The organism is Laceyella sacchari (genome assembly GCF_024927925.1).
In the GTDB taxonomy this organism is placed as follows: Bacteria; Bacillota; Bacilli; order Thermoactinomycetales; family Thermoactinomycetaceae; genus Laceyella; species Laceyella sacchari.
The window spans coordinates 1,262,874-1,288,165 of record NZ_CP103866.1 but is presented as its reverse complement, the minus strand read 5'-3'; the positions used below and the strand labels follow the sequence as shown (position 1 = coordinate 1,288,165).

21 protein-coding genes and 1 riboswitch are annotated in these 25,292 nt (G+C 49.0%); of the genes, 2 read left to right on the top strand and 19 right to left on the bottom strand.

The genetic code is table 11. The annotated features are described in order from the left end of the window. Positions 1-15 precede the first annotated feature (15 nt). From NYR52_RS06390 to gcvT, 13 genes are all read right to left on the bottom strand, one after another. Positions 16-1,860: a hypothetical protein gene (locus tag NYR52_RS06390; RefSeq protein WP_132220089.1), complete on the bottom strand. Its 1,845-nt coding sequence runs from the start codon at positions 1,858-1,860 to the stop codon at positions 16-18. 234 nt (positions 1,861-2,094) lie between these two features. Continuing rightward, positions 2,095-2,907 carry an octanoyltransferase LipM gene (lipM, locus tag NYR52_RS06385; RefSeq protein WP_132220088.1) on the bottom strand — a complete coding sequence of 271 codons (813 nt, stop codon included), beginning with the start codon at positions 2,905-2,907 and terminating at the stop codon, positions 2,095-2,097. Positions 2,908-2,969: 62 nt separating this feature from the next. Further along, complete coding sequence (locus tag NYR52_RS06380; protein ID WP_132220087.1) at positions 2,970-3,956, bottom strand: NAD-dependent epimerase/dehydratase family protein; 987 nt, start codon at positions 3,954-3,956, stop codon at positions 2,970-2,972. A gap of 121 nt (positions 3,957-4,077) precedes the next feature. Next, positions 4,078-5,814 carry a beta-N-acetylhexosaminidase gene (gene nagZ / locus NYR52_RS06375; protein WP_259436529.1) on the bottom strand — a complete coding sequence of 579 codons (1,737 nt, stop codon included), beginning with the start codon at positions 5,812-5,814 and terminating at the stop codon, positions 4,078-4,080. Between the two features lie 220 nt (positions 5,815-6,034). After that, the gene (ptsG, locus tag NYR52_RS06370; RefSeq protein ID WP_259436528.1) at positions 6,035-7,963 is read right to left on the bottom strand and encodes a glucose-specific PTS transporter subunit IIBC; all 1,929 of its coding nucleotides are present in this window, start codon (positions 7,961-7,963) and stop codon (positions 6,035-6,037) included. Between the two features lie 294 nt (positions 7,964-8,257). Further along, a complete protein-coding gene (gene glcT, locus NYR52_RS06365; protein ID WP_029071785.1) occupies positions 8,258-9,097 on the bottom strand; it encodes a glucose PTS transporter transcription antiterminator GlcT in 840 nt (279 codons plus the stop codon). A gap of 367 nt (positions 9,098-9,464) precedes the next feature. Continuing rightward, a complete protein-coding gene (fadH, locus tag NYR52_RS06360) occupies positions 9,465-10,229 on the bottom strand; it encodes a 2,4-dienoyl-CoA reductase (protein WP_132220084.1) in 765 nt (254 codons plus the stop codon). Between the two features lie 93 nt (positions 10,230-10,322). After that, a complete protein-coding gene (locus tag NYR52_RS06355; RefSeq protein ID WP_375163182.1) occupies positions 10,323-11,810 on the bottom strand; it encodes an IS1182 family transposase in 1,488 nt (495 codons plus the stop codon). Between the two features lie 117 nt (positions 11,811-11,927). Then, entirely contained in the window at positions 11,928-12,464 is a 537-nt protein-coding gene (locus tag NYR52_RS06350; RefSeq protein WP_132220083.1) for a chromate transporter, read from the bottom strand. Between the two features lie 19 nt (positions 12,465-12,483). Continuing rightward, positions 12,484-13,134 carry a chromate transporter gene (locus NYR52_RS06345; RefSeq protein WP_259436527.1) on the bottom strand — a complete coding sequence of 217 codons (651 nt, stop codon included), beginning with the start codon at positions 13,132-13,134 and terminating at the stop codon, positions 12,484-12,486. Positions 13,135-13,371: 237 nt separating this feature from the next. Next, positions 13,372-14,832, bottom strand: coding sequence for an aminomethyl-transferring glycine dehydrogenase subunit GcvPB (gene gcvPB / locus NYR52_RS06340; RefSeq protein WP_259436731.1), 1,461 nt, complete (start codon positions 14,830-14,832; stop codon positions 13,372-13,374). Next, positions 14,832-16,178 (bottom strand): aminomethyl-transferring glycine dehydrogenase subunit GcvPA, encoded by a 1,347-nt coding sequence (gene gcvPA, locus NYR52_RS06335; RefSeq protein ID WP_259436526.1) that lies wholly within the window; start codon positions 16,176-16,178, stop codon positions 14,832-14,834. The genes gcvPB and gcvPA overlap by 1 nt, the downstream gene beginning before the upstream one ends. Positions 16,179-16,216: 38 nt before the next feature. Continuing rightward, complete coding sequence (gene gcvT, locus NYR52_RS06330; protein WP_259436525.1) at positions 16,217-17,311, bottom strand: glycine cleavage system aminomethyltransferase GcvT; 1,095 nt, start codon at positions 17,309-17,311, stop codon at positions 16,217-16,219. Positions 17,312-17,475: 164 nt separating this feature from the next. After that, positions 17,476-17,571: riboswitch (glycine riboswitch) on the bottom strand. 167 nt (positions 17,572-17,738) lie between these two features. On the opposite strand from gcvT, the gene NYR52_RS06325 reads away from it, so the two are divergent. Continuing rightward, positions 17,739-19,463 (top strand): DEAD/DEAH box helicase, encoded by a 1,725-nt coding sequence (locus tag NYR52_RS06325; protein ID WP_259436524.1) that lies wholly within the window; start codon positions 17,739-17,741, stop codon positions 19,461-19,463. Next, positions 19,444-20,256, top strand: a complete 813-nt coding sequence (locus NYR52_RS06320) for a YqhG family protein (RefSeq protein ID WP_259436523.1) — start codon at positions 19,444-19,446, stop codon at positions 20,254-20,256. Before NYR52_RS06325 ends, NYR52_RS06320 begins: the two co-directional genes overlap by 20 nt. A gap of 91 nt (positions 20,257-20,347) precedes the next feature. Here NYR52_RS06320 and NYR52_RS06315 read toward each other — a convergent pair whose 3' ends face one another. The 6 genes from NYR52_RS06315 to zwf form a co-directional block, all read right to left on the bottom strand. Then, positions 20,348-20,785, bottom strand: a complete 438-nt coding sequence (locus NYR52_RS06315) for a helix-turn-helix domain-containing protein (protein ID WP_022736122.1) — start codon at positions 20,783-20,785, stop codon at positions 20,348-20,350. Between the two features lie 5 nt (positions 20,786-20,790). Then, the gene (locus tag NYR52_RS06310) at positions 20,791-21,327 is read right to left on the bottom strand and encodes a DUF6932 family protein (protein ID WP_259436522.1); all 537 of its coding nucleotides are present in this window, start codon (positions 21,325-21,327) and stop codon (positions 20,791-20,793) included. Positions 21,328-21,508: 181 nt separating this feature from the next. Beyond that, positions 21,509-22,255, bottom strand: coding sequence for an amino acid ABC transporter ATP-binding protein (locus tag NYR52_RS06305; protein WP_259436521.1), 747 nt, complete (start codon positions 22,253-22,255; stop codon positions 21,509-21,511). A 16-nt stretch (positions 22,256-22,271) separates the two neighbouring features. Beyond that, complete coding sequence (locus tag NYR52_RS06300) at positions 22,272-22,961, bottom strand: amino acid ABC transporter permease (protein ID WP_211341886.1); 690 nt, start codon at positions 22,959-22,961, stop codon at positions 22,272-22,274. A gap of 134 nt (positions 22,962-23,095) precedes the next feature. Beyond that, positions 23,096-23,725 carry a cyclase family protein gene (locus NYR52_RS06295; RefSeq protein ID WP_132220073.1) on the bottom strand — a complete coding sequence of 210 codons (630 nt, stop codon included), beginning with the start codon at positions 23,723-23,725 and terminating at the stop codon, positions 23,096-23,098. 20 nt (positions 23,726-23,745) lie between these two features. Further along, positions 23,746-25,284 carry a glucose-6-phosphate dehydrogenase gene (zwf, locus tag NYR52_RS06290; RefSeq protein WP_310795335.1) on the bottom strand — a complete coding sequence of 513 codons (1,539 nt, stop codon included), beginning with the start codon at positions 25,282-25,284 and terminating at the stop codon, positions 23,746-23,748. Between the last annotated feature and the right edge of the window lie 8 nt (positions 25,285-25,292).

The following is a 25,292-nucleotide window of genomic DNA, read 5'->3' as shown; positions in this document are numbered from 1 at the left end:
TTTTGTCACGGTCTTTCATTGCGTATCGTTAAGTTTCTCTTTCTCTTCCACCAACTCAAACCCATTGCGATTCTGCAAAGTGACATCCCTGATCAAAATCGGTGCTTTGTCGGTGTACTCCAAGGTTGTCTTATTGGATCCGCGCACCAAGTCAATCGTCAGCTTGGTGAATGACGGTTTAATCATGACAGTGTAAAGGTTGTCGCCCTCTCCGTCCAGCGGTTTCTCAGCAACTTTCTCGATTTTTTCATCCAACTTGAACAAGCTTGCCTTTTTCTCTTTCCCCTCCAGCACCAACCGGTACCGGGCGTTGTTGATCGTTTGTATATCGATTTGGAACAAATCATCAGCTGTAATGGGGGCAAAAGAGAATTTGGTGGCATCATTGCCGCCCAAGCGCACCTGAGTAGCTGGGAACACTTTCAACCGCGAGCGTTGTTCGTCGTCCAGCGTCAGGACTGCTTGCCCAAAATCGAGGTGCCAAGGTTGCTGATTCATCCAGACCCGCTCGACCATCTGCTTGTCGGTCACTGGGTTGGGAACAGGATAGTACAAGACTGCTCCTTCTTTCCCTGTGAACCTCATTTTCAACTCTCCTGAAACGGGTGTGATCCCCGTCGCAATCCATTTTTCCGGCTGCCCTTCTTCTGAGAATGCCAAACGAAGCGGCTCGTTGGGATAGTACAAAATCTCAAAGGTGTACTTTTTGCCTGGCTTTACTTTATATCCATCTCCAGAAACACCGACTTTCGTCATTTTGGAGCCCATGGTATGGTAAAGCTCAATCGAGCCTTGCTTGTTGATGTGAATTCCGTATTGTGCATTCCCATCCGAAGACTCCAAGTATCCGAAAAACCCGTTCAACTTGGCCAGTTGAAACTCCCCGCGCAAGTTGGAATTGCCCGTTAAGGTGTACGGCAATGAAAAATGGGTTTTGTCATTGGAGAAATGGATGGACTGCACCAGCGAGTCCCCCGTGTTAATCTGTTCTCCACCTTGCTGTCCTACCGCATTATCCGGATTTTCAAATAATCCCGTATAACTTTCTTCCGGCTTCCATTGTGAAACGGCCAGAGTCACCAACACCAACGCAGCGGCCGCAATGGTAACGGTGGTAACGACACCTTTTCGTTTCGTCTTTTTCGACGCCGCGTTCTTACGGCTGAGACCGCTCCCTTGATTCCCGGCTTTGGCATCGATATAGCTCTCTACCGCGTGCAACACATCCGCATACGGATGCTTGCGATCTAAACTCATCAGCGCCAGCTTCGCTACCCTACTTGGGATTTTTCTGCGCTCCAGCTCGGCTTCACATTGTTTCAATCCACCCATTGGAGCTTGACCAGTAAGTAGATAGTAAAGGAGCTCGCGCCATTTCTCATCAAAACGTGGTGTTTTGGGATCCTTCATATAATAGAACAAAATGAGCGGCTTATGTCCGTTCAACAAAATATTCTTCGGATCCAACGTTGCGCTCAGGGGCAAAGGTAACCGCTCCAAATCCCGCAACGTTTTAAAACATTTCCCCACAATGCGCACAGCCACTTCGGGATCCATTGCCCGCTCTTTATTTACGGTTAAAGGCAAGGGGTCTCCAGCAAACGGCGGGTGAACCAATAACAGTTCGTTTTCCTCTTCGATCAGGTCAAGGATCGGCGCCAAATACGGATGTTGCAACCGACGAAAAGCTTCTTGATAGCCGTTTGGAAGAGGACGGCGGGTGATTTTGATGCTTTGTAGGAAAACTTGGGCACCATCCGAAGATTTCGCCTGCAGAAGTTGACCAGAAAAGAAATTGATCACATCTTCCACTTGGAATCTTTCATAATATCGTCGCTTCACATTTGTATCCTGTTTCAATCTAGTTTCCCCTAACCTTTATGATAATAGATTTGATGAAAGTTAGAATGAATTAGAAAATAATAGCATATAGCTACTAGCACCTTTATGCTATCATAAGCAACCGAAAAATCAAGAAGAAAATTATTCAACAGTATAGAACTAAAAGACAACAGCAATGGTTTATGACATATAAATGTACATTATGTCAAGATAGACACAAACCGTGCAATCGCATTCGCGCCTGAAGGCAAGTTATCTCATGAAATTCCAGTCATCATTGGCATAACGCGTTGTCATGAGTCGCTGGGCAAGCTCCTTTTCCTGGTTGGTCAGTTCCCCGGTCTGGAGCTGAATCCCCATGCCTTCCCCAAATCCCTCAAAAAACGCCTGTTTAACTTCTTCAAGTCCGATTTCCCGATCGGCCAACTGGCGGATCGCCACCGCTTTATCTGTGAAAGCCTGTTTCAGTTTCTCTCTCACCCGGTCCGACGGAAAAAGCAATACTTCAAACAAGGCTTCCACATCCATATCCAATAAAATGGACCCATGTTGCAAAATGATGCCCTTCTGCCTTGTTTGCGCACTGCCGGCGATCTTCCGCCCACTGACGACCAATTCGTAGTCTGAGGGGGAATCGAAGCAGGCTGAAGACATTTCCCCTGTCCGCCCTTTTGGCGGAGCGAGGCTGGCGTCTAATCCCAACCTCTTGAATCCGGCCAACAAGCCTTGGCTGATAACGCGGTACGACTCGCTAACCGTCTTTGGCATCATGGGATGGGCTTCTTCCACGATGACGCTGTATGTCAACTCTTGATCATGCAACACCGCCCGTCCCCCGGTCATCCGTCTGACAAACCCAAATCCTTTGTTTTGCAATGTGTCAAAATCGATTTCTTTGCGCGCTTTTTGAAAATACCCAATCGACAAGGTGGGTTGCGTCCAACCGTAAAAGCGAATGGTTGGGGGGACTTTCCCTTCGCGATGCAAATGTAAGATCGCTTCATCAATCGCCATGTTCATCGCTGGCGCATGCGCTTCATAAGGAAGAAACCGCCAAATATCCATAATTTCACACCTTTTCTCGACATCTCAATAAGCATTACTTCTTTTCATTTAATTGTATTCTATCACACAGCAGGCCGATTGCCTCCTGCACGGTGGCTCGTCTTTACCCAGTCCACACATGCCTGAACCGTTTCCGCCAAAGGAGTGATGGTGTAGCCCAACTCCCGCTCTGCTTTGGCAGAGGAATAATAGACATTGCGTCCACACAATTTGGCCAAATCCCATGCAAAGGCCGGATCTTTTCCGGTAACCATCGCCCCGAGCTCTCCCAATATGGCTGCTGCTTTCGCCCAGCTTTGCGGAACACGGCGAATGGTCAAACCCGTTTGTCCATAATCGGCCAGCTGTTGCAGAAAAGCGTGCAAGGATACGTTGGTTCCCCCCAATATGTATCGCTCGCCAATGCGCCCTTTTTCCGCCGCAGCCAAGTGTCCACGCGCCACATCCGCAACATTACACACATTGATGCCACCTGGCGGGGCGACAAAAAGTTTGCGTTGCAACACGGATTCCACAAACCCGCCCGTATCTGCCCGCACCCCCACGATGACTGTCGGATTAACTACTACCGCCGGCAAACCCTGCTGAACAAGAGCCAACACTTTGTCCTCGCCGGCTCGTTTGGCAATCGCGTATTCCACTTGCAACTCTGCACCATTAAAGTCAAACGATTCATCGATGGCATCTCGCTCCGCCAATCCCACCGCCGCAGCCGAACTCGTATGGATAAATCGCTTCACGCCACTTCTCAACGCTTCATTGGCGATATTTGCGGCCCCTTCCACATTGATCTGGTACATCGACTGTTTGTGCCACTTTCCCCATGCCACTTCTCCTGCCACGTGAAAAACCCAGTCCATGCCGTCACATACGCCCCGAATGCTTTCCTGGCAAGTGATATCCCCTTCCACAAAGGATATTCCCGGTGGCAAACCATCCAGAGAAGAGGTTCGCCTGTGTAACACAGTCACCTCCAATCCCGCCTCCACCAGGCAATGGACGAGATTACGCCCCAAAAACCCTGTTCCACCGGTTACCAATACCTTCATCCGCGCACTCCCCTTTCTCGGTCATGTTTAACTTCTCTACTATACCATGGCATAAACCGGGCTACAGCCTTAATAGGCTGCAGCCTGGCAATGGGTCGCTTCGTGGCGAAGGTTCTTCCTTTCACTTGGTCTGCGGCCATACTTGTGCTGAATGAGAATAAGACAAACCATGGCCGTATGGATACAAGTCTGGGATGGTAACAGGCAATTTCCCTTGGGGTTGATTTGCTCCAAATACCGTATCTACCGCCGCTTGCAAGGAAACCTTGCGGAATCCGTAAGCGTTCAGATATGCATTCACTTCTGGAAATTCTTTGATGTCATAAGGATTGCGGAGACCGACCACGATGAGTGGTTTTTGCAGTGCTTGTAATGCTTGAACCAATTTTGCTTGCTGCGGATACAAGTTGGCACTGTAGGTCCCGACCAACAGCACATCCTTATCCCTGGCCATGGCCACCGCTGCTTGAATCATGTCATCACTGGGGTTGACCTGGTTGAGGTACAACTCTTCGGCCTCTGCGTGATACTTTTGAACATACTCAAGTAGCGAGTAAGGGCTGATAATTCCCACTTTTTGCCCTTTATCCAAGTGAAGCGGCAACAGATTGTCATCATTTTTAACCAGGGTAATTGCTTGCTGGGCCATTGCCAAGGCACGCGAGTGATGCTTGCGAATGCCCACCTTTTTGGACACTTGATGCAACGGAACATAGCGATCAGTGAAAACACCGACTTTCCATTTTGCCCGCAAAATGCGCAACACCGACTGGTTGATCCGCTTTTCGCTCAATTCTCCCCGTTTCACCGCTTGCACAATCGCCTTGTGCACATCCAGCTGCTCTTCCGTATCCAACTCCGGTGTAAGTAAAATGATATCCGCCCCGGCCTGTACCGCTTTTATCGCCGCTTGAGACACCCCGCCAAAATATCCAGCCACCCCCGCCATCGCCATACTGTCGGTGATGATCAAGCCGTCATACCCCAGCTTGTTACGCAGAAGCCCCGTGAGAATGGGCTCAGACAATGTCGCCGGCAGATCGGGGGTTGGATCGAGGGCGGGCACATGGATATGGGCCGTCATGATCGCATCCACTCCCGCAGCGATCGCGCGTTTAAACGGCACCAACTCCACTTGTTCCAACTCCTGCCGACTTTTATCAATCACCGGCAAGCCCAAATGCGAGTCTACATGGGTATCCCCATGACCCGGGAAATGTTTTGCGGTTGCAATGACGCCATTTTTCTGTAAGCCCTTGATTTGCTCCGCTCCCAACTCAGCCACCAGCTTTGGATCCTCGCCGTAGGAACGGACACCAATCACCGGATTGGCCGGATTCACATTCACATCCACATTGGGCGCCAAATTCATCTGGATGCCAATCGCTTTCAATTCCTTGGCTGTGATTTCAGCGGCCTGTCGAGCCAGTGACGGGATGCGGGTAGCTCCCAGTGCCATATTGCCCGGCAACTCCGTCGCTCCAGTCGTCAGCCGGGCGACCACTCCCCCTTCTTGGTCGGTGGCGATCAGAAGCGGCAAGCCCAGACGTGTCTTTTGCGCCATGGCTTGCAAGCTGTTGGTCAACCGAGCTGTTTGCAAAGGTTCCTTCACATTGCCGGTATAAGAGAACAATATCATCGAACCCACATGACCTTGCTGTATCAGTTTGCGCGCCTCTTCCGTCGGTTTCTCTCCATAAAAACCAGCCATGATCATTTGTCCCACTTTTTCTTCCAATGTCATACGCGCCAATTGCCCAGTCGGCGCCGTGGAATCATTCACCGGCATAAATCCTGTCTGAAATACCACCGCCAAAGCCAGAGCCAAGGATAACCATCCACTTGCCGATCTCGCCATCCAAACTCCTCCTCGCAGGATGTAATGACATGACATGTCGTGTGGAAAAGGTGCGCCTTATGACAAACCAACCCTGTCAACTCCATATTAACTGATGATTGCTAATTTTTTAAGCAAAACCATACGCTACAGCTAATAAAAAAGGGCCAGCGACAACGTTTGAATTAAGCCGTTGTCACCGGCCCCGTCAACACGTTTTCCTTATGGGGCGCCATGCCACCTACTCAATCGCAAGGATCTTTTCGTCTCCGCTTTTGCACTCGTCCTTATTCAGCTTCACGCCAGCTCCTTCCGGCAAATTGGTAAAGATGACTGGTGTGATGATCGAGGTAGCGTGTTCCTTGATGTAAGCCAAGTCCACTTCCAGCAGTTTTTGTCCTTTCTCCACTTTGTCCCCTTCAGCAATAAAGGAGGTAAATCCTTTTCCTTCCAAGTTCACTGTGTCAATCCCCACATGAATCAGCACTTCCCGGCCATCAAGGGCGCGAATGCCGATAGCGTGTTTGGTTGGGAACAAGTTGACAATCTCGCCGTCCACCGGGGAAACCACTGTTCCCTCTGTCGGTTCAATCGCAAAGCCGTCGCCCATCATTTTTTGAGAAAATACTTGATCCGGCACTTCGCTGAGCGGCAACAGCTTCCCGGTCATCGGAGCTGCAAACTCGCCTTGCTCTACCGTTGTAGCCTCTGTTTTCGCCGGCTCGCTCGTTTCAACAGGCGCGGAGGTCGGTTTCTTACCCATCATCAATTGCTTCATTTGTTCTTTAATGATATCTGATTTAGGACCAAAGATGATTTGCAAATGGTTATCCATTTCCAGCACACCCGATGCTCCCAATTGTTTCAACTGTTCCTTGTCCACTTTTTTCACATCATTAACCGAAATGCGCAAGCGGGTGATGCAGGCATCCAGGTTGGAGAGGTTTTCTTTACCACCCAGTGCTTTCAACACATTTTCAGCCAAATCGCCCGTTGCCGCCGTTTCGTTGGTGTGTTCCAGCTCATCATCTTCCCGACCCGGTGTACGCAGGTTCCACTTCTTGATGGCAAACCGGAAGCCAAAGTAATAAATGACTGCAAACGCCAAACCGACTGGAATGATGAGATATGGTTTGGTATCGATGTCCCAGAACATGATCAAGTCGATGATTCCGCCGGAGAAAGTCATTCCCGCTTTCACGCCCAGCACATCCATCAACATAAACGACAGACCTGCGAATATGCAGTGAACTGCATACAAAACCGGAGCTACAAACAAGAAGGAAAACTCAAGCGGTTCGGTAATCCCCGTCAAAAACGAAGTCAGAGCCGCAGATGCCATGATACCGCCGACCAGCTTCTTTTTCTCAGGGCGAGCTGTATGGTAAATAGCCAAAGCCGCCGCTGGCAAGCCGAACATCATAAACGGGAATTTACCAGACATAAATGTACCCGCTGTCGGGTCACCTTGGAAGAAACGCGTTTGGTCGCCCTTGATAATCTCACCCGCCGCATTGGTCCAGGTACCAAATTCATACCAGAACGGATTGTAGAAAATGTGATGCAGACCAAAAGGAATCAATCCCCGTTCGATCACACCAAAGATAAACGCGGCCACTGCAGTATTTTGCGCCGTCACAATATGGGACAGCTTGTCGATCTGCGTTTGGATCGGAGGCCAGACAAAAAAGAACAACAAGCCCATCAGGAAGGCGGCCACTGCCGTGATGATCGGCACAAAACGCTTGCCGCCGAAAAAGCCGAGGTACTGCGGCAATTCGATATCATGGAATCGGTTATATAGCAATGACGCCACAATCCCGATAATTACCCCGCCGAAAACCCCCATATGCAAGCTCGGTATCCCCAACACATCTACCGTTTCCACTCCGTTGAGCTTAGCCATCTCACCCAAGGTTGTATTCATGATGAGATAACCGACAACGGCTGCCAAACCAGCGGTTCCTTCGCCATTGGACAGACCGATCGCCACCCCGATCGCGAAGATTAAAGCCAGGTTGGAAAATACAATACCCCCGGCGTTTTCCAAAATCCCAATCTGCAATTTATTCCCGATCGCGAGCAGCAAACCGGCTGCCGGCAAAATGGCTACCGGCAGCATCAGCGACTTACCGACGCGTTGCAGGATGCCAAAAAGTTTTTTAAACATCTTAGACGTCTCCTCCTATCATGGTTTGTCAAAACATGAATAAGTGCAAATCCGTGAGAACTTTTCGCTCCACGCAATCATTTCTTGTTTTGCCCAACCCGTCAAAAAATAAATAAGGCATGAGCAAAAAAAGACAGATGGGAGCGCTTGCAAAAGGGGACAAATCCCTTTGGCCACGCTGATCATCCAGCCTTTTTTCACTCATGCCTGATCGAATCAGTAACACGTGAAAACAAGAGCCACAAAGCTGTTTCGCACCCTTTTTATTGGGACGGGGATTGAAACAGCCCTTATTCAGTTGCTGATAATTCGCTGCAAATGTAATGTCAAGTAACTCACTTCTGCCAAGGGAACCGCTTTCTTCAATTCCCTCTCCATCACTTTTGACAGCTTCCATGCTATATCATAACACATCGGATATTGAGAACGCAACAATTCTGTGAACCCTTCCGGTTCGGTAATATCTTCCTCTGCCACTGTGCGCTCGATGGCAAAGCGCAGATGGGTAACCAAGCGCAAGTAGGAGATGCTTTTGCGATCCACTTCTTTGTTCAGTGCCGTTTCCACCATGCGGATAAGCCGGAGGATCAGGCGTGAATACTGGTGGATCTCCGACAGGCGTCTGCGGGTCAAAGCGCTGTGAATGTGCATGGCGATGAAGCCCGCTTCCGCTTCTGGCAAACGAATTCCCATCTTCATTTCGATCATGTCGACAATCTCTTCCGCCACTTCATATTCCCGTTCGTACAGCGCGCGGGTTTCAACCAAAAACGGATTGGTGAACGCAATCCCTTGCTCCAACCGCTTGATAGCAAAACCGATATGATCCATCAGCGCCGTATGAATATGTTCATTTAGGGGTGTCTGAAAACGCTTATGAATATGAAGAACCACATCATTCATCACCTCAACTAAGCGCTCATCCACTTGCGATAACAGCTGTTTGTATTGTTCTTGCTCTTTTTTGTCTTGCAGAACAAAACATTTTTCCACGGTTTCCTCTTGGATCAGTTCGCCCACTTTTTTTTGGAACCCGATGCCCTTGCCAATCAAGACCACTTCCCGCAACGCTGGATGCACCGCGATAACGACATTATTATTGAGGACCTTTTTGATGCGAAATGGCTCACTCATGTTTGCTTCGACCTCTCTCTCAAGCACTGATCCGATAACAAGCAATATACGATAAAAAGCCGTGAGAAATCAATCCCGAATTATTGATGTGGAGCATGTGTTTGCAATCGTTTTATTTACATTTGAAATAGAGGTCTCCCATTTCAAACATCTCAACCACCCTTATACAGCGTCATCTCTCAGCAGGCGCGGCTTCTCACTTATAATCTCATAATATTTAAAATTATTACATAAATCTTTAGATAAAACAGGTCATGCAAAATATTGGCATGACCTGTATCGCGGTCTAAGCTAAGTTTAATGTCGGTCACCACTTCGCGATCAATATGACGTTTGGAGCACTTTCACCCACACAGCCATCCATGTCTTATAAAAAACGACTTCCATTCATCCACATGCCGCCATCCATGGTAATGCAGTCCCCGTTGATATAACTAGCTTCGTCCGACAACAAGAACTTGGCCAGTGCAGCAATCTCTTCGGGCTTCCCGAATCGTTGCAACGGCACCGCACGTCTGACAGCCTCATACGCACGCTCATCGGCGATCAATTTCTCTACACCGCCTGTGTTTTCAATCGGTCCGGGAGCGATGCAATTGATGCGAATCCCTTTGCTTCCCCATTCCACTGCGAGCGACTGGCTCATCGCCAATACCCCCGCTTTGGCCGCGGCGGAGTGAACAACTCCGGCTGCTCCGGTCCAAGCGTAAGTAGCTACTATATTGACAATGGAGCCCGCTTGCCCATTGGCGATCCAATCTTTTGCCACCGTTTGCGTGAAAAACCACGTACCATGAAGGACAATGTCGACGACTGCTTTCCAACCATTGGGAGACAATTTCTCTGCCGGAACCACAAAGTTGCCCGCCGCATTGTTGACTAAGTAATCCACCCGACCAAATACTTCTTTTGCCTTTTGCACTGTGGCCTCTACTTGATCCAACTCCCGTACATCCATCGGAACCGCCAACACTTGCCCTGAAAACGTTTCCATTTCTTGGCGTGCCGCCTCCAAGCGCTCTTCATTGCGCGCGGTGATAACGACGTTCGCACCTTCTTGACACAGACGAGCGGCAATCGCTTTGCCCATTCCATTGCTGCCACCTGTGACAATCGCTGTTTTCCCTTTCATATCGACACGCTCCTTTTATATTGATTGAATACTCATTCATTATTTTATAATAAAATGTATTCGCTAACATCATTTAATTAAAAAAACTCTTCACTATTTATAAGTGAAGAGTGAGAATGTTGACAAACCCTGCGAATCAACTTTGTTGATCGCAGGGTTTTTGTATATAAAAGGGATATAAACAATTAATGGATGAATATCAACCCATATAAACTTAAAACCACCTCCCTTACCTGCTCTCGAAAGCAGCATAGCCAACTTTTTTATGTTTTGAGCCACAGCAGTTAGGAGGCATTGCTCTTGAATTTTTGCAAGCCCCCTGTAGCGTGCGTATCGAAGACCATGAAGTTCCTTCGCGTCAGCGAAGCTACGTTCAATCGTTTCTTTTCGACGCTTATATAAAGTTTTTCCACGTGGGCTCAAGCGATTTTGTCTAACCCACTCTTTTGCATCTTCCCATACATGACGTGTTAGGATTTTTGTGTGGTTCTTTGACTTTGTGCAATTCTTAAGAAAAGGACATTGCTTACAAATCTCGGGATTGGATTTGTACTGTCTGTATCCTTCACGGTTGGTCGTTCGATATGTAAGTTGATGCTTTGCTGGACAAAGATATACATCTTGCTCAGGAATATACTTAAATCTCCATTTCGGAAAGAGGTCTTTATCTGGTCGAAAACTCCGATGTGCAATAACCGTAAAGATTCCTTGTCCTCTCAATTCACGACAAATAGGCATAGTTAAATAACCAGAATCCAGAGCAACAGCTTTCACCGAAAAGCCGAAGCGGCTTTTCTGACGATTTAACCTTTCTAAATAAGGAACTGAATCATGGACATTTCCTGGTGTAACAAATACATCTGTAATGAAGTTATGTAAACCATCGACAGTACGATGATCGAGATAGAAAAAGCCTTCGGGTTTTCCATCTCGAACCATATAACCACTATCTGGATCGGTCGTACTTACACGAATTTCTTTCGTTTCAACCTTTATGGGCTTTTTTTTTAAAGGCTTCTTTCCGTGCTCTTCTCGATCTTGCTCAATTGCTTGTTCTAAATCATCCATATATCCTTTGGGAGTAACTTTAACTAATTGTTTTTTGAACTTTCCTTTATTGGCATTGGCTTTAAGAAAAGTGGAGTCACTAAAAAGCTCTTTTCCTTGAATAAATCCATGTTGGATCGCCTGAATGACAATTTCATCAAATATTTCCTGATAAATAGTGGAGCTTTGGAACCGTCTTCGACGGTTTTGACTGAAAGTAGATGCATGTGGGACTGGGTCGGTTAGAGATAACCCTACAAACCAACGGTAAGCGATGTTAACTTTAATCTCCTCAATGAGTCGGCGTTCGGAACGAATGCCGAACAAATATCCAATGAGTAGCATTTTAAATAACATAATTGGGTCAAGACATGGACGCCCATTATCTTGGCAGTATAATTCTTTACATTTCTCAGCAATGAAGGAGAAGTCGATCGTTTCATTAATTTTCCGTAACAAGTGATCTCGTGGAACTAATTCTTCTATGTTAACTAGTTCTGGTTGATGTTCTTTACTCGGATTTGTTCTAAACATAGAAAAAACTCCTTATAGAGTGTTTTTTATTGATTCGACAAAAAAGGCTGCTGACCCTGCCTTTCAAGGCAGTTTGTCAGCAGCCTCACTCTTCACTATTTATAAGTGAAGAGTGAATCATTGATATAGAAAAACGCCCACCATACCAGACAGAGCCATCACCATGACCGGATGGAGTTTAAACCGCATCAAGGCCAAAAGCGCGCACAGGCTGATCACAATCAAGCTTATGGTATGCCCGTCCCATGGTCCGACGAACAGGCTGCCATCCGCAAAGCGAATCGCCGCATACACGATCAGGCCGATGATGATGGGCTTTAATCCATACAATGCCGACTTGTACAACGGGTGTTTGTGCATACGAAAGATTAACGCTGTAACCAACATCACCAAAATCAACGAGGGCAACACCATGCCTAACAAGGCAACGATCGCACCAAGCACTCCTCCCACATGATAGCCGACAAACACCGCGCTGTTCATCGCCAGAGAACCAGGTGCCATCCCTGCCAACACGATCATCTCTGAAAAATCCCCGGTACCCATCCAACCATGAAGCCCCACTTCATGTTCAATTACTGGAATCATGGCGTATCCCCCGCCAAACGAAAATATGCCGATCTTAAAAAAAGTGACGAACAACTCGATGAGCATGCCCATATCCCCCTTCCCATTACTCACTTTCACTCTGCCTAAGTGCCGCCAACACTCGTTTTCCACTGGCAAAACCCATCCCAGCCAGGGCCCCTGCCACCATCACAAGCAAGGGATGAACATGTAAAAAGAGCAATCCACCGACCGCTCCACCCATGATAACCCAAGTCCACTTGTCACAAAGTGCCGATTTGCCCATACGAATCGCCGCGTAGACGATCAAGGCGACAATGGCGGCTTTCACGCCTTCCAATGCGCCATTTACCCAATTCCAAGTATGAATGTGATAAAACCCGAAACACATCAACAACACAATCGCAAACGCAGGCAACACAATGCCCACCGTCGCGCACAACACCCCCACCATGCCTGCCAGCCGATAGCCGATCACCATGGCCACATTCACCGCAATGGCCCCCGGGATCGACTGGGCAATGGCAGTCGCTTCTCCAAACTCCCGCTCATCCATCCACTGGCGTCTGTGAAGGATCTCTTTTTCAATCAACGGCAACACAGCAAATCCCCCGCCAAAAGTGACGGGGCTGACTTTGCAAAAAGAAAGAAAGAGTTGCCACCATTTTCCCCTGCCCTGCTTCATGGGTTTCTCCCTTTCCCACATTTTCTTTTGTAATTGTACAACATTCATAACCGCAATGGTATAAAATTTCATATATCCTCCCTAAAAAAACCTACTCTTCTTCCTGCTTAAACCCAAGAAAAAAGGTAGGATTAAATGGAGTTAATAACATAAATCACGCTATTTTTCTTATACCAATTTAACGCAGGCGCCTATCATACTAAGCCTATCCCATTTTTAAATATGGATATATTTTTATTAATTTTATTAACGCCAATAAAAAAAGCGGATGAGAACCCTTGCCCATCCGCTTTTAAACCATTTACATTTTTAATCTTGCTTGTACCAACGCAACACCGGTTTGCGGGCCGCAGTCACTTCGTCCAAACGATTCACCACCGTATGGTGCGGCGCCTCCTGAACCAATTCTGGCTTTTCTTCCGCTTCTTTCGCGATTTGGATCATGGTGTCGATAAAACGATCCAGCGTTTCTTTGGATTCCGTCTCAGTCGGCTCGATCATCAGACACTCCTCCACAATCAGCGGGAAGTAGATAGTTGGCGGGTGGAATCCAAAGTCAAGCAAGCGTTTGGCGATATCCAGCGTCCGAACGCCCAACTTCTTCTGTCTTTTGCCCGACAATACAAACTCATGCTTGCAATGCTGCTTGAACGGCAGATCATAATACGGCTCCAACCGTCGCATCATGTAATTGGCGTTCATCACAGCGTTTTCGGACACCTGCCGCAATCCCTCAGGCCCCATGGTGCGAATGTACGCATACGCGCGAACCAAGATGCCAAAGTTTCCGTAATACCCTTTGATACGGCCAATTGATTGTGGCAGGTCATAATCGAAGTAGTAGCTACCATCCTCAGCCTTGGCCACCATCGGCTTCGGCAAAAACGGCAACAGCTCTTTTTTCACGCCAACCGGTCCAGCTCCTGGGCCGCCTCCGCCGTGCGGGGTGGTAAACGTTTTATGCAGATTTAAGTGAACGACGTCAAACCCCATGTCTCCCGGACGGGCGATTCCCAAAATAGCATTGGCGTTGGCTCCATCGTAGTACAGCAGTCCGCCCGCTTCGTGAACCAAGTCGGCGATCACATTGATCTCTTCTTCAAACAAGCCCAAGGTATTTGGGTTGGTCAGCATTAACGCCGCCGTATCGTCACCCAACACCTTTTTCAATTCCTCTACATCCACCAAGCCTTTCTCATTGGAGGGGATGGTGATGGTTTTAAAGCCTGCCACCGTCGCACTCGCCGGGTTCGTTCCATGCGCCGAATCAGGCACAATGACTTTATCGCGCTTAGACTCCCCGCGGGATTCATGATATGCACGAATCATCATCAACCCGGTCCATTCGCCTTGGGCACCCGCCGCGGATTGCAACGTCACCGCATCCATACCTGTGATTTCGGCCAAATCCCGTTGCAATTCGTACAACAATTCCAGTGCCCCTTGCACCGTCTCTTCCGCTTGATACGGATGAATCTTGGCAAACCCAGGGAAACGGGCCACATCTTCATTCACTTTGGGATTGTATTTCATCGTGCAGGAACCCAATGGGTAAAATCCATTGTCTACCCCATGGTTGCGACGGGACAACTCCGTGTAATGGCGCATCAAGTCCAATTCGGATACCTCGGGCAATTCAGCCGGAGTTTCCCGCATCAGTTCCGGCGGCAAAAAATCCCCATCTGGTACATCCGATTCTGGTAAGCTGTATGCTACACGTCCTGGCTGGCTCATTTCAAAAATGAGTGCTTTTTCTTCGGTTGTTTTCATCACAGCAGACCCTCCAAACCATTCGCCAACATGTCAATTTCTTCTTTCGTCCGTACTTCCGTCACCGCAATCAGCATATGGTTGGCCAGCTCCGGATAATCACGTCCCAGATCATAGCCGCCGATGATGCCCTGTTCCAACAGCTTGCGATTTACTTCACTTACGGGATGAGGCAATTTGACCACAAACTCGTTGAAAAACGGCTGGCTGAATGCGATCTCAATCCCTTCAACCTGGCTGAGTCGCTCTTTGGCATAATGTGCTTTTTGCAGATTGAGGCGCGCCACGTCTTGCATCCCTTGTTTTCCCAACGCTGACATGTAAACCGATGCTGCCAGGGCCAACAGCGCTTGGTTGGAGCAGATGTTTGATGTCGCTTTGTCGCGGCGGATGTGTTGTTCACGCGCTTGCAAAGTGAGTACAAACCCGCGCTTGCCGTTTTCATCGACCGTCTGTCCGACGATCCGGCCCGGAATGCGGCGCATCAGCGCTTTGGTCGTCGCAAAATAGCCGCAGTGCGGTCCACCGAAGGACGGTGCAATCCCCAATGGTTGAGCATCGCCAACCACAATGTCGGCGCCGTATTGCCCCGGCGGCTTCAACAGGCCGAGCGACAAAGGATTAGCGCTGACGATAAACAGGCCTTTGTGAGCGTGGGCGATGCGCTCCACTTGCGCCAAATCTTCAATATTCCCGAAGAAGTTGGGTGATTGCACAATCACCGCCGCCGTCTCTTCATCCGCCTCAGCGGAGAGCGCAGCCAAGTCCGTTACGCCATCTTGATGCGGCACTTCGACCACTTGCAGTCCCAAGCCCTTGGCGCTGGTCAACAGGATTTGCCTCGCCTCGGGATGGACGGTTTGCGAGATGACGATTTTCCGTTTGCGGGAGGTGGCAGCTGCCATGCTCGCTGCTTCCGAGAGCGCCGTATGGCCATCGTACATGGACGAGTTCGCCACATCCATGCCTGTCAATTCGCAGATCATGGTTTGAAACTCAAAAATGGCTTGCAATTCCCCTTGGCTGATTTCTGGTTGATACGGGGTGTACGCGGTGTAAAATTCCGAGCGCGATACAACATGCCCGACCACGCTTGGGATGTGATGTTCATACACACCTGCCCCCAAGAACGAAACGGCCTGATCCATTGAAGTGTTGCGTCCAGCCATACGATTCATGTGCTTCACCAATGTTGGCTCGCTCATCGGCGCCGGCAGGTTCATTTTCCCTTTAAAACGCACGCTTTCAGGGATTTCGGCAAACAATTCATCAACAGAGTCTACGCCAATCATTTCCAGCATTTGCTTTCGATCTTGCTCCGTCTGCGGCAAATAGCGAAATTTCATCTTCAGTTCTCCCCCTACCATCTTCAGCTGTACGGCGCTTACTTCGGCCGTTTATAGAAAGGCACTTTCACCACGCGCGCTTTTAAGCGTTTACCGCGAATCTCCACTTCGACCACTTGATCCAAGTCAGTGAACTCTGTCTTCAGAAGAGCCAAACCAACATTCTTCTTCAAAGTGGGAGATTGCGTTCCGGTGGTCACTTCACCGATCCGTTCATCGCCTGCGTAGACCGGATAGTGGCTGCGCGGAATGCCGCGGTCGATCATTTCGATGCCGACCAGCTTGCGGGCAAGTCCCGATTCTTTTTGTTTTGCCAACGCATCGCGGCCAATGAAGTCGCCTTTGTCCAACTTGACAGCAAATCCCAGACCTGCTTCAAGCGGTGAAATTTCCGGCGACAATTCCTGGCCGTACAAAGGGAGGCGCGCTTCAAAGCGGAGGGTATCCCGAGCTCCCAAACCGCACGGCAATACTCCCTGCTCCTTGCCAGCTGCGAGAATCTCCCGCCACAGCTTGGGCGCTTCGGCACGTGCGAAATACAGCTCAAACCCATCTTCCCCCGTATAGCCTGTCCGGGAAACCAACGTGGGAACGCCAGCGACATTCACATTTTGCTTGAATTTAAAAAATTTGATTTCCGACAAATCGGTCTCCGTCAGTGTTTGCAGTACGCTCTCCGCCAACGGACCTTGTAAAGCGAGTTGTGCGATGTCATCCGAAATGTTCTCGATCTTAACTTCGTCTGTTTGGTGCTTTTTCATCCAAGCGACATCTTTCTCGATGTTGGATGCGTTGATGACAAGCAGATACTCATTTTCTCCGGTGCGGTAAACAAGCAAGTCATCAACTGTACCTCCATCGGGATAGCACATGATCGCGTATTGCGCATCCCCGATTTGCAACCGACTGGCGTCATTGGTGGTTATCTTTTGGATAAAGGAGAGCGCGCCCGAACCGCTGATCCGCACTTCACCCATATGGGACACATCAAACAGACCCGCTTTCGTTCTAACCGCCTCATGTTCTTGCTTGATGCCGACAAATTGCACCGGCATTTCCCATCCGCCAAAAGGAACCATTTTTGCCTCGGTGCAGTACGTCTCATAAAGCGGCGTTCGTTTCAACTCAGACATCTGTTCCACCTCGCGTTCTTCAACAAATATAAAAAAGACAGAAACGTCCCTTGATGAAGCTACATCGGGATTGCTCTGTCCTGATTACCTGAGAGTTGCTCCATTCCGTCGGATGGAGTTGCCCCGTTGGTGGCCCTTGATAATACGGGCTCTCTCCAGAGTGGCGTCCAGCGGGCCTCCTTTTGCCTGAGAGATTCACCTGTGACTGGCTTGCTCCTTCGGCGCCATACCAATGGCATGGTCTCTCCTCCCGCATTCAACCGCCGAACAATATGAACTTGTCACAACCACATTGTGCCACATTTCCCGATGAATTTCGATACCTTCGACCAAAAAAGTTCGTTTTTTCTCCAGACACATGATTTTCCTCATTTTAACCCATACTGTAATGGGAACTCATGGCCGAAGAAAGGTGGGTAGATTTACAATGAAATCTCTCCCAATTCGCATGGATCGTACTTGGGTGGACGAATTTCAAACAAGAGTCGACCGTGACAGCGACTGGGCTGATTGGGAACGCTTCCAGCTCGCTGTCGAAGCAGCCGAAGCAGAAATTGTCCCTACGTTTGAATCTATCCAAAGTTTGAAACAAATTCAAGGGTTTGATCCACTTCCGCATCAAATTGATGTAACCAAACGCGTTATCAATGAGATGCGCGGCCGGGCCATCCTGGCTGATGAAGTCGGCCTGGGTAAAACGATCGAAGCGGGCTTAATTCTAAAAGAATACATCATCCGCGGCTTGGTGAAGCGTGCGCTGATCCTCGTCCCCTCTTCGCTTGTGCTACAGTGGACACGCGAACTGAATCAAAAATTTCAAATTCCGGCGGTCGCACAAAAAAAGGGATGGATGTGGGATCAATACGATTTTATCGTCGCTTCCTTGGATACTGCCAAACGGGACCCGCACCGCTCCTGCGTCCTCAGCAAACATTATGACATCGTCATCGTCGACGAAGCTCATAAGCTGAAAAACAGACGCACGAAAAACTGGCAGTTCATCAATGAATTGCGAAAAAAATACTGTCTCCTGCTCACAGCGACACCGGTGCAGAATGAAATGGCCGAATTGTATAATCTGGTCACTTTGCTAAAGCCGGGACAACTCGGAAAACAGACCGATTTTCAGAGCGATTATGTAGCGGGCAAGCGAAAAGCGAAGAACGAAGCCCAATTACGGGAAGAAATCAGCCGGGTGTTGATCCGCAACCGGCGTCGCGACAGTCACTTGAATCTGACGAAGCGGAAGGTGAAAACAATCACCATTGAGTTGTCGCCGGAAGAACGGGCTCTATACGACGGCATCACCCAATTCGTACGTTCCAAATACCGAGAAGGCACCGATCTGAAAAGCATGCTGTCGCTCTTGGTGTTGCAGAAAGAGGTTTGTTCCAGCCGTGATGCAGTCTTCCACACGTTATTCAAATTGGTCAAAAAAGCAGAAGAACAAAAAGAGGAAGTTTCGCCCGAAGTAGCGCATTTGATCCAGTTGTTGCGGAGTGTTCGCTCCTCTTCCAAAGTGGAGCAAGCGCTTCGCCTCATCAAGGAATTGTCGCCCGAAAAAGTGATTCTCTTCACCGAATTCCGGGCAACCCAAGACATGTTGTTGCGCGAGCTGACCCAAGCGGGGATTCCAGCGGTACCCTTTCGCGGCGGTTTCAATCGGAACAAAAAAGATTGGATGATGGAGCTTTTCCAAAAACGAGCCCAGGTGATGGTTGCGACAGAGGCTGGCGGGGAAGGGATCAATCTCCAATTCTGCCACCACATGATCAATTTTGACATGCCTTGGAACCCTATGCGTGTCGAACAACGGATCGGGCGCATTCACCGGTTGGGCCAGCAGCATGATGTCTCTATCTACAACTTTTCCACCCTCAACACCATCGAAGAACATATCATTTGGTTGCTACAAGAGAAAATCCAATTATTTGAAACAGTCATCGGCGAGCTGGAAACCATTTTGGAAAAGATGGAAGACGAATCTTTGGAACACAACCTCATGCGCATCATGCTGGAAACGCACGATGAAGCACAAATTCGGCAACACCTGGATCGCTGGGGTGACACATTCCATCAGGTGCGCCATGCCGTCACCATCGAAAACGAAGCGAAAGAGGAATTGTTGCGCTATGAACCAACAACAAATTAGGTCGTTTACCGAACGGTATCTACGATTGCAAGGATGCCATATCATCGAGTCTGGGCCAGCGCATATCACCACCCGGCTCTCGATTCAAGCAGACAAAGATTTGCTAAACCGCCCGTTTTATTGGATGTATGTAGAAAAGATGAACATCGAACCGCAACCTGTCACACTTAACCTGGTGTTTGATCCAGCAAATCAACCGCCAGGGTTGAAAGGAGAAACCCTCTTTTTCGGCGCACCCCGATTTTCGCAAATGTTGCGCTCCGCCCAAAAACACGGACGTTTTGCCCGTTTGTATCAAGTGCCCAAAGGCAAAGAAGCTTTCGCCTCCCAAACCAAGGCGTATACCCCGTGGTTGGGGGTCAATTACAAACTTTCTTACATCTGCGACCAAAAAAAAGACCGCTTGCTGTCGCTGGGCATCAATCTGATCAGTGGGGAAATCACCCCTGACTTTTACCAACAAGCCCAGTCCTATGAGTGGCAAAGCAGACTACCCGCCCACCGCCATCTATTGCCGCCGCGGCTTTCTCTGAATGAAGCGGTCGGTGAATTGGAGTATTATGTCCATGAACAGATTCAAAACGAAGACCTGAGCTGGGCCGAGCAAGCACAAGAACGGTGTGAAGCGGAATTGGCCCAATTGGATTCGTTTTATCCAGACTCGTTATCTGAAGAAGCAGAGCGAGACAAAAAACAGCGCCGCGAGGAAATCGTGTGGCAATACGCTCCCCGCGCAGAGCTAAATTGCATCAACGCCGGCCTGTTTTACGCTGAAACCCAAACATTTTCTTAAACAAAAAAAGAAGCGACACGCTTGCCCCACGTGCCACTTGCCTTTCCCTTGTCCTAGCTCATTCAACCCATTATGACCATTCGTGGGGCCGTTAACCCGACACCTGTTCCAAATCACTCGGCACAATCCACACTTCCATTTCCAGCGCCTTCAACACCTGTTTGATTTTCTCCATGCTAGCGCCACCGTACTCATTACGCTCATCGCGGGACACTTGTGGCGGGGAAACGCCCAACCGCTTGGCCAGTTCCGCCTGTGAGATCCCTTTGTAGATGCGAAAAGCGATCAATTGGCGGCCGATATTATCCAATGTGCAGCGCATATCGAACTGACCAGACTTATAGCTTTCATACTCATGGATTTCCCGCTTTAATCGTTCTCCAAAGAACCGCGCCGGCGCCAATCCCCGTTCGATTTGCTCTTTTGTCAATCCCATCTTTTCCAGTTCGGCCCTTTGCTCCGCCAAGAGCTGTTCCTGTTGCGCAACTTGCGTCATGCAACGCTTATACTCCTGCTCCGTCTTAATCATCGCAATCATCCTTTCATCAACTTCACGATCCCCTTGACCATGTTAAAATCGCGGTCCCGGCGAAAAAACTCATCAAATTTCATGTTCTGCCCTAGGCCGTTTTTAACCCCGGAGTACACTCCCTTGCAGTGAGGGTACAATTCCACCCGGTAGCGGTGCCACATCTCCAATTGCAGATTACCGTATGCATCAAAGCGATTACGATCCCATCCCCAGCATTTGTGGGGATCGAGGCGGTTCAATTGCTCAATTAACTTTCCGTTAAACACCGCCTGGGGATCAGGGGGGATAAAGTAGCCATCAATATCGTTAGGCTGATATTTATCAGTACAGAAAGAACCGTCGATATAAATTTCCTCCACCCCACAGGCCCACAGCTGCTTCACACAAATCTCCAGATTTTCGACCAAACGGCTTCGCCAGTATCCATCCCAAGGAAGCAGGGAATTTTCTTCCCCTTTGACAAGGATCGATTCTCTTAGTTGCTCAAAAGTAAGTGGATAATCGCCTGGTTCCAATAAGCCGTATTCATTAAATCTCATCAGTCAGGATATCCTCCTGTATTTTATCCTATTCAACTGCTTAGCCAAACTTTACAATCACCCTTAACACATATGTTAACATAAACGACAAAAAAGAGGAAACCACGAGCACCGCTCGCAAGTGGCCGCAAAGCGCAAAAAACCGCCCGCCACTTGGCGAACGGTTCGCTGCTACTTCTAATCATTGTTTGACGAGAAACTTGCTTAAAAAACGCCGGGTACGCTCTTCGGCGGGATGCGCGAACACCTGCTCAGGCGGGCCAGACTCAACCACGACCCCTCCATCCATAAACACAATGCGGTCGGCTACATCGCGCGCAAAAGCCATCTCATGGGTGACAATCACCATCGTTTGACCTTCTTGTGCCAATTCCTGCATCGTTTTCAATACTTCCCCGACCAGCTCTGGATCTAGCGCGGATGTCGGTTCATCAAATAAGAGTACGCTTGGTTCCATAGCCAAAGCGCGGGCAATCGCCACCCGTTGTTGTTGGCCACCGGACAATTGGCCCGGAAACAAATCTTTTTTGTCCGACAAGCCTACCTTCGCCAGCAAAGCTTCCGCAGACCGCTTTACTTGCTCTTTGGGATGCCCTTTAACCACCAGCGGCCCTTCCATCACATTTTCCAGTGCGGTCATGTGAGGAAAGAGGTTAAAGCTTTGAAACACCATCCCTGTTTTGGCCCGCAACTTCCGCATTTGCTTCACAGGCACGTCTTTTCCGGTGAACTGCAACACATCTCCGTCCAATTCGATCTCCCCGGCATCAGGGTGTTCCAGCATATTTAAACAGCGCAGGAAAGTGGATTTACCGGACCCGCTCGGCCCGATCACACAGATCACTTCTCCCGGCGCCACTTCCAAATCAATGCCCTTAAGCACTTGATTTTGCTTAAACGCCTTTTGCAATCCTTTGACCCGAATCATCCGACTTTCCCCCTTCCTACGAAGCATAGCGCCCATAACGTTCTTCCAGCTTATCTTGGGCAAAACTTAACAAGGTGCACACCACCCAATAAAACAACGCGATCATGATGAAGACCGTCATGTAATCCCATTCCCGCGCACCGATCACTTTCGCTTGATAAAACATCTCTTGCACCGTGATCATCGCCAACAGGGACGTATCTTTGACCAAACTCATAAATGTGTTGGCCAGGGAAGGCAGGGCAACTCTGGTCGCCTGCGGGATAATCACACGCCGCATCGTCTGCCAATATGTCATATTGAGTGACGCTGCCGCTTCCCATTGCCCTTTCGGAATGGAAAGAATGGAACCACGGATCGTTTCGGCTGAGTACGCCCCTACATTGAACGACAAACCGATGATCCCGGCCAAGAGCGGCGTCAAGGTAATCCCGATCACCGGCAGGCCGAAATACAAGATGAAAATCTGCACCAGAAGCGGGGTACCACGGATGAGCGAAATATAAGCCCGCGCCGGATAACGGAACAGCGGATTGTTCGACATGCGCGCCATCGCGGTCAACAATCCCAAGACGAGCCCAATCGCCATCGTCAATAAGCTAATCCAAATCGTATCCATAAGTCCAATCAACAGTTGTGGCGCCGCTTTGATAGCCAATTCGACATCAAACAAACTTTCCCATCGTATTGCTCGCAATATCTCCATTCATCCCACCCCAAATTGATTCCAACCGCTTACCATTTCATAGTTAATAATTTCTATCATATATCTCGGATTTATTATTGTCAAACAAAAGAACGACTTCTATTCACACCAATAGAAGTCGCTCTCGGCTAAAATCAAACCGTTAAGCCCTCAAACAAGATGACACGCGCCGGCGCAGCTTCCGTGGTGAGCAATTTGATAGGCGCTGCCACCATGAAATACTCACCTTCTGGCACTTCTTTTAGACGCAGTCCTTCCATGATAACGACATCTGCACGGAAGAGAGTCTTATGCGTGGGGTGACCGGCTTGCGCGCGTTCGATACCCAACGCATCGATCCCTACTCCGCTAATCCCCTTACTGGCGAGATATTCGGCGCCGTCTTCAGCCAGAAAAACAAAATCAAAGTCAAAAGCTTCCTGGAAAGAGTTTTTGGTTTTGAGCAGGTAAAACCCACCCTGGCGAATGTCGAACTTTTCCAGATCAGCGCGGGTGATCCCCCCTGTGACGTCCGTCAGGTCAAGCACTTGGCAGGGCCCCACCAACCGTTCCAACGGAATGCTTTCCATCGTGCCACCATCAGGCAACATGTGCAATGGCGAATCAACATGGGTTCCGCAATGGACATCCATATCTACCCGCGATTCGCGGCATGGCGCAGTGTCAAAGTCCTGTACAACCGAGATGCGGGGTTGCTTGGACTCTTTATTTTTGTATACTTGCATCCCTTCCGTGATCGTCATGGACACATCATACATTTTCATGGTTTGTTCTCTCCCTGCTTCTATGTAGTAATCACTTCCGTTGCTCTAACAACGCGGTGCTGCCGTTCCTTGGTGACCGACCACCAGTGGTGCCCTTCTTCCGCCAGCAATGCATGGGCTGACGCCGGCCCCCAAGTGCCGCTTTCATAAAAGTCGAGCTTGTGCAGGTTCCGGTCCCACGCCCGACGAATCGGATCGATGAATTCCCAGGCCAAGGCCACTTCTTCCCAATGTGTGAAAAAGGTTTGGTCACCGACGATCGCATCGTGGATCAAGGACTCATATGCTTCCGGTGTGCCTTGCTCACAATTGTTACAGAACTCCATCGCAATCGGCATAATCTGATTGTCAGAGCCGGGCTTCTTCGCATTCAACACCATATGGATGCCTTCATCAGGATTGATGGTGATGACAAGCAAGTTGGGGCCCAGATCGTTATTCTTATTGAAATACAAGTTCTTAGGCATCTCTTTGAATTGTATCACAATCTCAGTTGCCTTCGCGCCCATCCGCTTGCCGGTACGGATATAGAAAGGAACTCCCGCCCAGCGCAGGTTGTCCACATACAGCTTGGCCGCCACGAAGGTTTCCGTTTCAGATGCCGAATCCACATTTTTCTCATCGCGGTATGCCGGGACGGCCTTGCCGTTCAAGATACCCGCTTGATACTGCCCGCGCACCACATATGCACCAACTTCCTCTTCTGAGTATCGGCGCAACGAACGCAATACTTTGATCTTCTCGTCGTGAATCGCTTCCGTTTTCAAGCGGCTTGGCGGTTCCATGCACACCATCATCAGCATTTGTAGCATATGGTTTTGCACCATATCCCGCAAAGCGCCTGCACGGTCGTAATAAGCGGCGCGCTCTTCCACACCTACCGTTTCGCTGGCGGTAATTTGGACGCAAGCAATATGATGGTGGTTCCAAAGTGGTTCAAAAATGTTGTTGGCAAAACGGATCACATTGATGTTTTGCACCATTTCCTTACCAAGATAATGGTCAATCCGATAAATTTCTTTTTCTGTAAATGTCTGTTTGATCTGTTCATCAATCTCTTTGGCAGAGAGGAAGTCATTGCCGATTGGCTTTTCGATGATCAATCGCTTGACTCCACGTGTATCGCCAAGGCCAATCGCTTTCAGATTGTGGGAAACCGTAGCGAACAGATCCGGGGCTATCGCCAGGTAGAACAAGCGACAAGGCTCTACCCCATGCTCTGTTTCAAATCCTTCAATCAATGACTTGATTCCCTCGTAATCCGAAGGATTTGTCACATCGGCAACCGTATAAGTGAAGTTTTTAATAAATTGTTGCCATGATGCCTCATCAGCCACCTTAATGCGAGAGAATTCATCCACTGATTTGCGGACAGCTTCCCTAAATTGTTCATGGGTTCGCGGCCTGCGTCCGACACCGATGATTCGGAAAGCCGGAGGTAATAACTTATTCATATAAAGACTGAAGAGGGCAGGAAACAATTTCCGCTTGGCCAAATCCCCAGTCGCACCAAAAATGACCATGGAAAACGGTTCACTCACTCGGGCATGGTGGGACACATGGTTTC

Bases quoted from the DNA above. Each gene is read 5' to 3' on its own strand.
- NYR52_RS06320 (WP_259436523.1), top strand. From the start codon at position 19,444: ATGAACCAACAACAAATTAGGTCGTTTACCGAACGGTATCTACGATTG.
- gcvPA (WP_259436526.1), bottom strand. From the start codon at position 16,178: ATGAAATTTCGCTATTTGCCGCAGACGGAGCAAGATCGAAAGCAAATG.
- NYR52_RS06345 (WP_259436527.1), bottom strand. From the start codon at position 13,134: ATGAAATTTTATACCATTGCGGTTATGAATGTTGTACAATTACAAAAG.
- NYR52_RS06300 (WP_211341886.1), bottom strand. From the start codon at position 22,961: ATGGAGATATTGCGAGCAATACGATGGGAAAGTTTGTTTGATGTCGAA.
- NYR52_RS06325 (WP_259436524.1), top strand. From the start codon at position 17,739: ATGAAATCTCTCCCAATTCGCATGGATCGTACTTGGGTGGACGAATTT.
- NYR52_RS06305 (WP_259436521.1), bottom strand. From the start codon at position 22,255: ATGATTCGGGTCAAAGGATTGCAAAAGGCGTTTAAGCAAAATCAAGTG.
- ptsG (WP_259436528.1), bottom strand. From the start codon at position 7,963: ATGTTTAAAAAACTTTTTGGCATCCTGCAACGCGTCGGTAAGTCGCTG.
- gcvPB (WP_259436731.1), bottom strand. From the start codon at position 14,832: ATGAAAACAACCGAAGAAAAAGCACTCATTTTTGAAATGAGCCAGCCA.
- nagZ (WP_259436529.1), bottom strand. From the start codon at position 5,814: ATGGCGAGATCGGCAAGTGGATGGTTATCCTTGGCTCTGGCTTTGGCG.
- NYR52_RS06310 (WP_259436522.1), bottom strand. From the start codon at position 21,327: ATGAGATTTAATGAATACGGCTTATTGGAACCAGGCGATTATCCACTT.
- NYR52_RS06295 (WP_132220073.1), bottom strand. From the start codon at position 23,725: ATGAAAATGTATGATGTGTCCATGACGATCACGGAAGGGATGCAAGTA.
- NYR52_RS06355 (WP_375163182.1), bottom strand. From the start codon at position 11,810: ATGTTTAGAACAAATCCGAGTAAAGAACATCAACCAGAACTAGTTAAC.
- fadH (WP_132220084.1), bottom strand. From the start codon at position 10,229: ATGAAAGGGAAAACAGCGATTGTCACAGGTGGCAGCAATGGAATGGGC.
- NYR52_RS06350 (WP_132220083.1), bottom strand. From the start codon at position 12,464: ATGCTCATCGAGTTGTTCGTCACTTTTTTTAAGATCGGCATATTTTCG.
- glcT (WP_029071785.1), bottom strand. From the start codon at position 9,097: ATGAGTGAGCCATTTCGCATCAAAAAGGTCCTCAATAATAATGTCGTT.
- gcvT (WP_259436525.1), bottom strand. From the start codon at position 17,311: ATGTCTGAGTTGAAACGAACGCCGCTTTATGAGACGTACTGCACCGAG.
- NYR52_RS06315 (WP_022736122.1), bottom strand. From the start codon at position 20,785: ATGATTAAGACGGAGCAGGAGTATAAGCGTTGCATGACGCAAGTTGCG.
- lipM (WP_132220088.1), bottom strand. From the start codon at position 2,907: ATGGATATTTGGCGGTTTCTTCCTTATGAAGCGCATGCGCCAGCGATG.
- NYR52_RS06380 (WP_132220087.1), bottom strand. From the start codon at position 3,956: ATGAAGGTATTGGTAACCGGTGGAACAGGGTTTTTGGGGCGTAATCTC.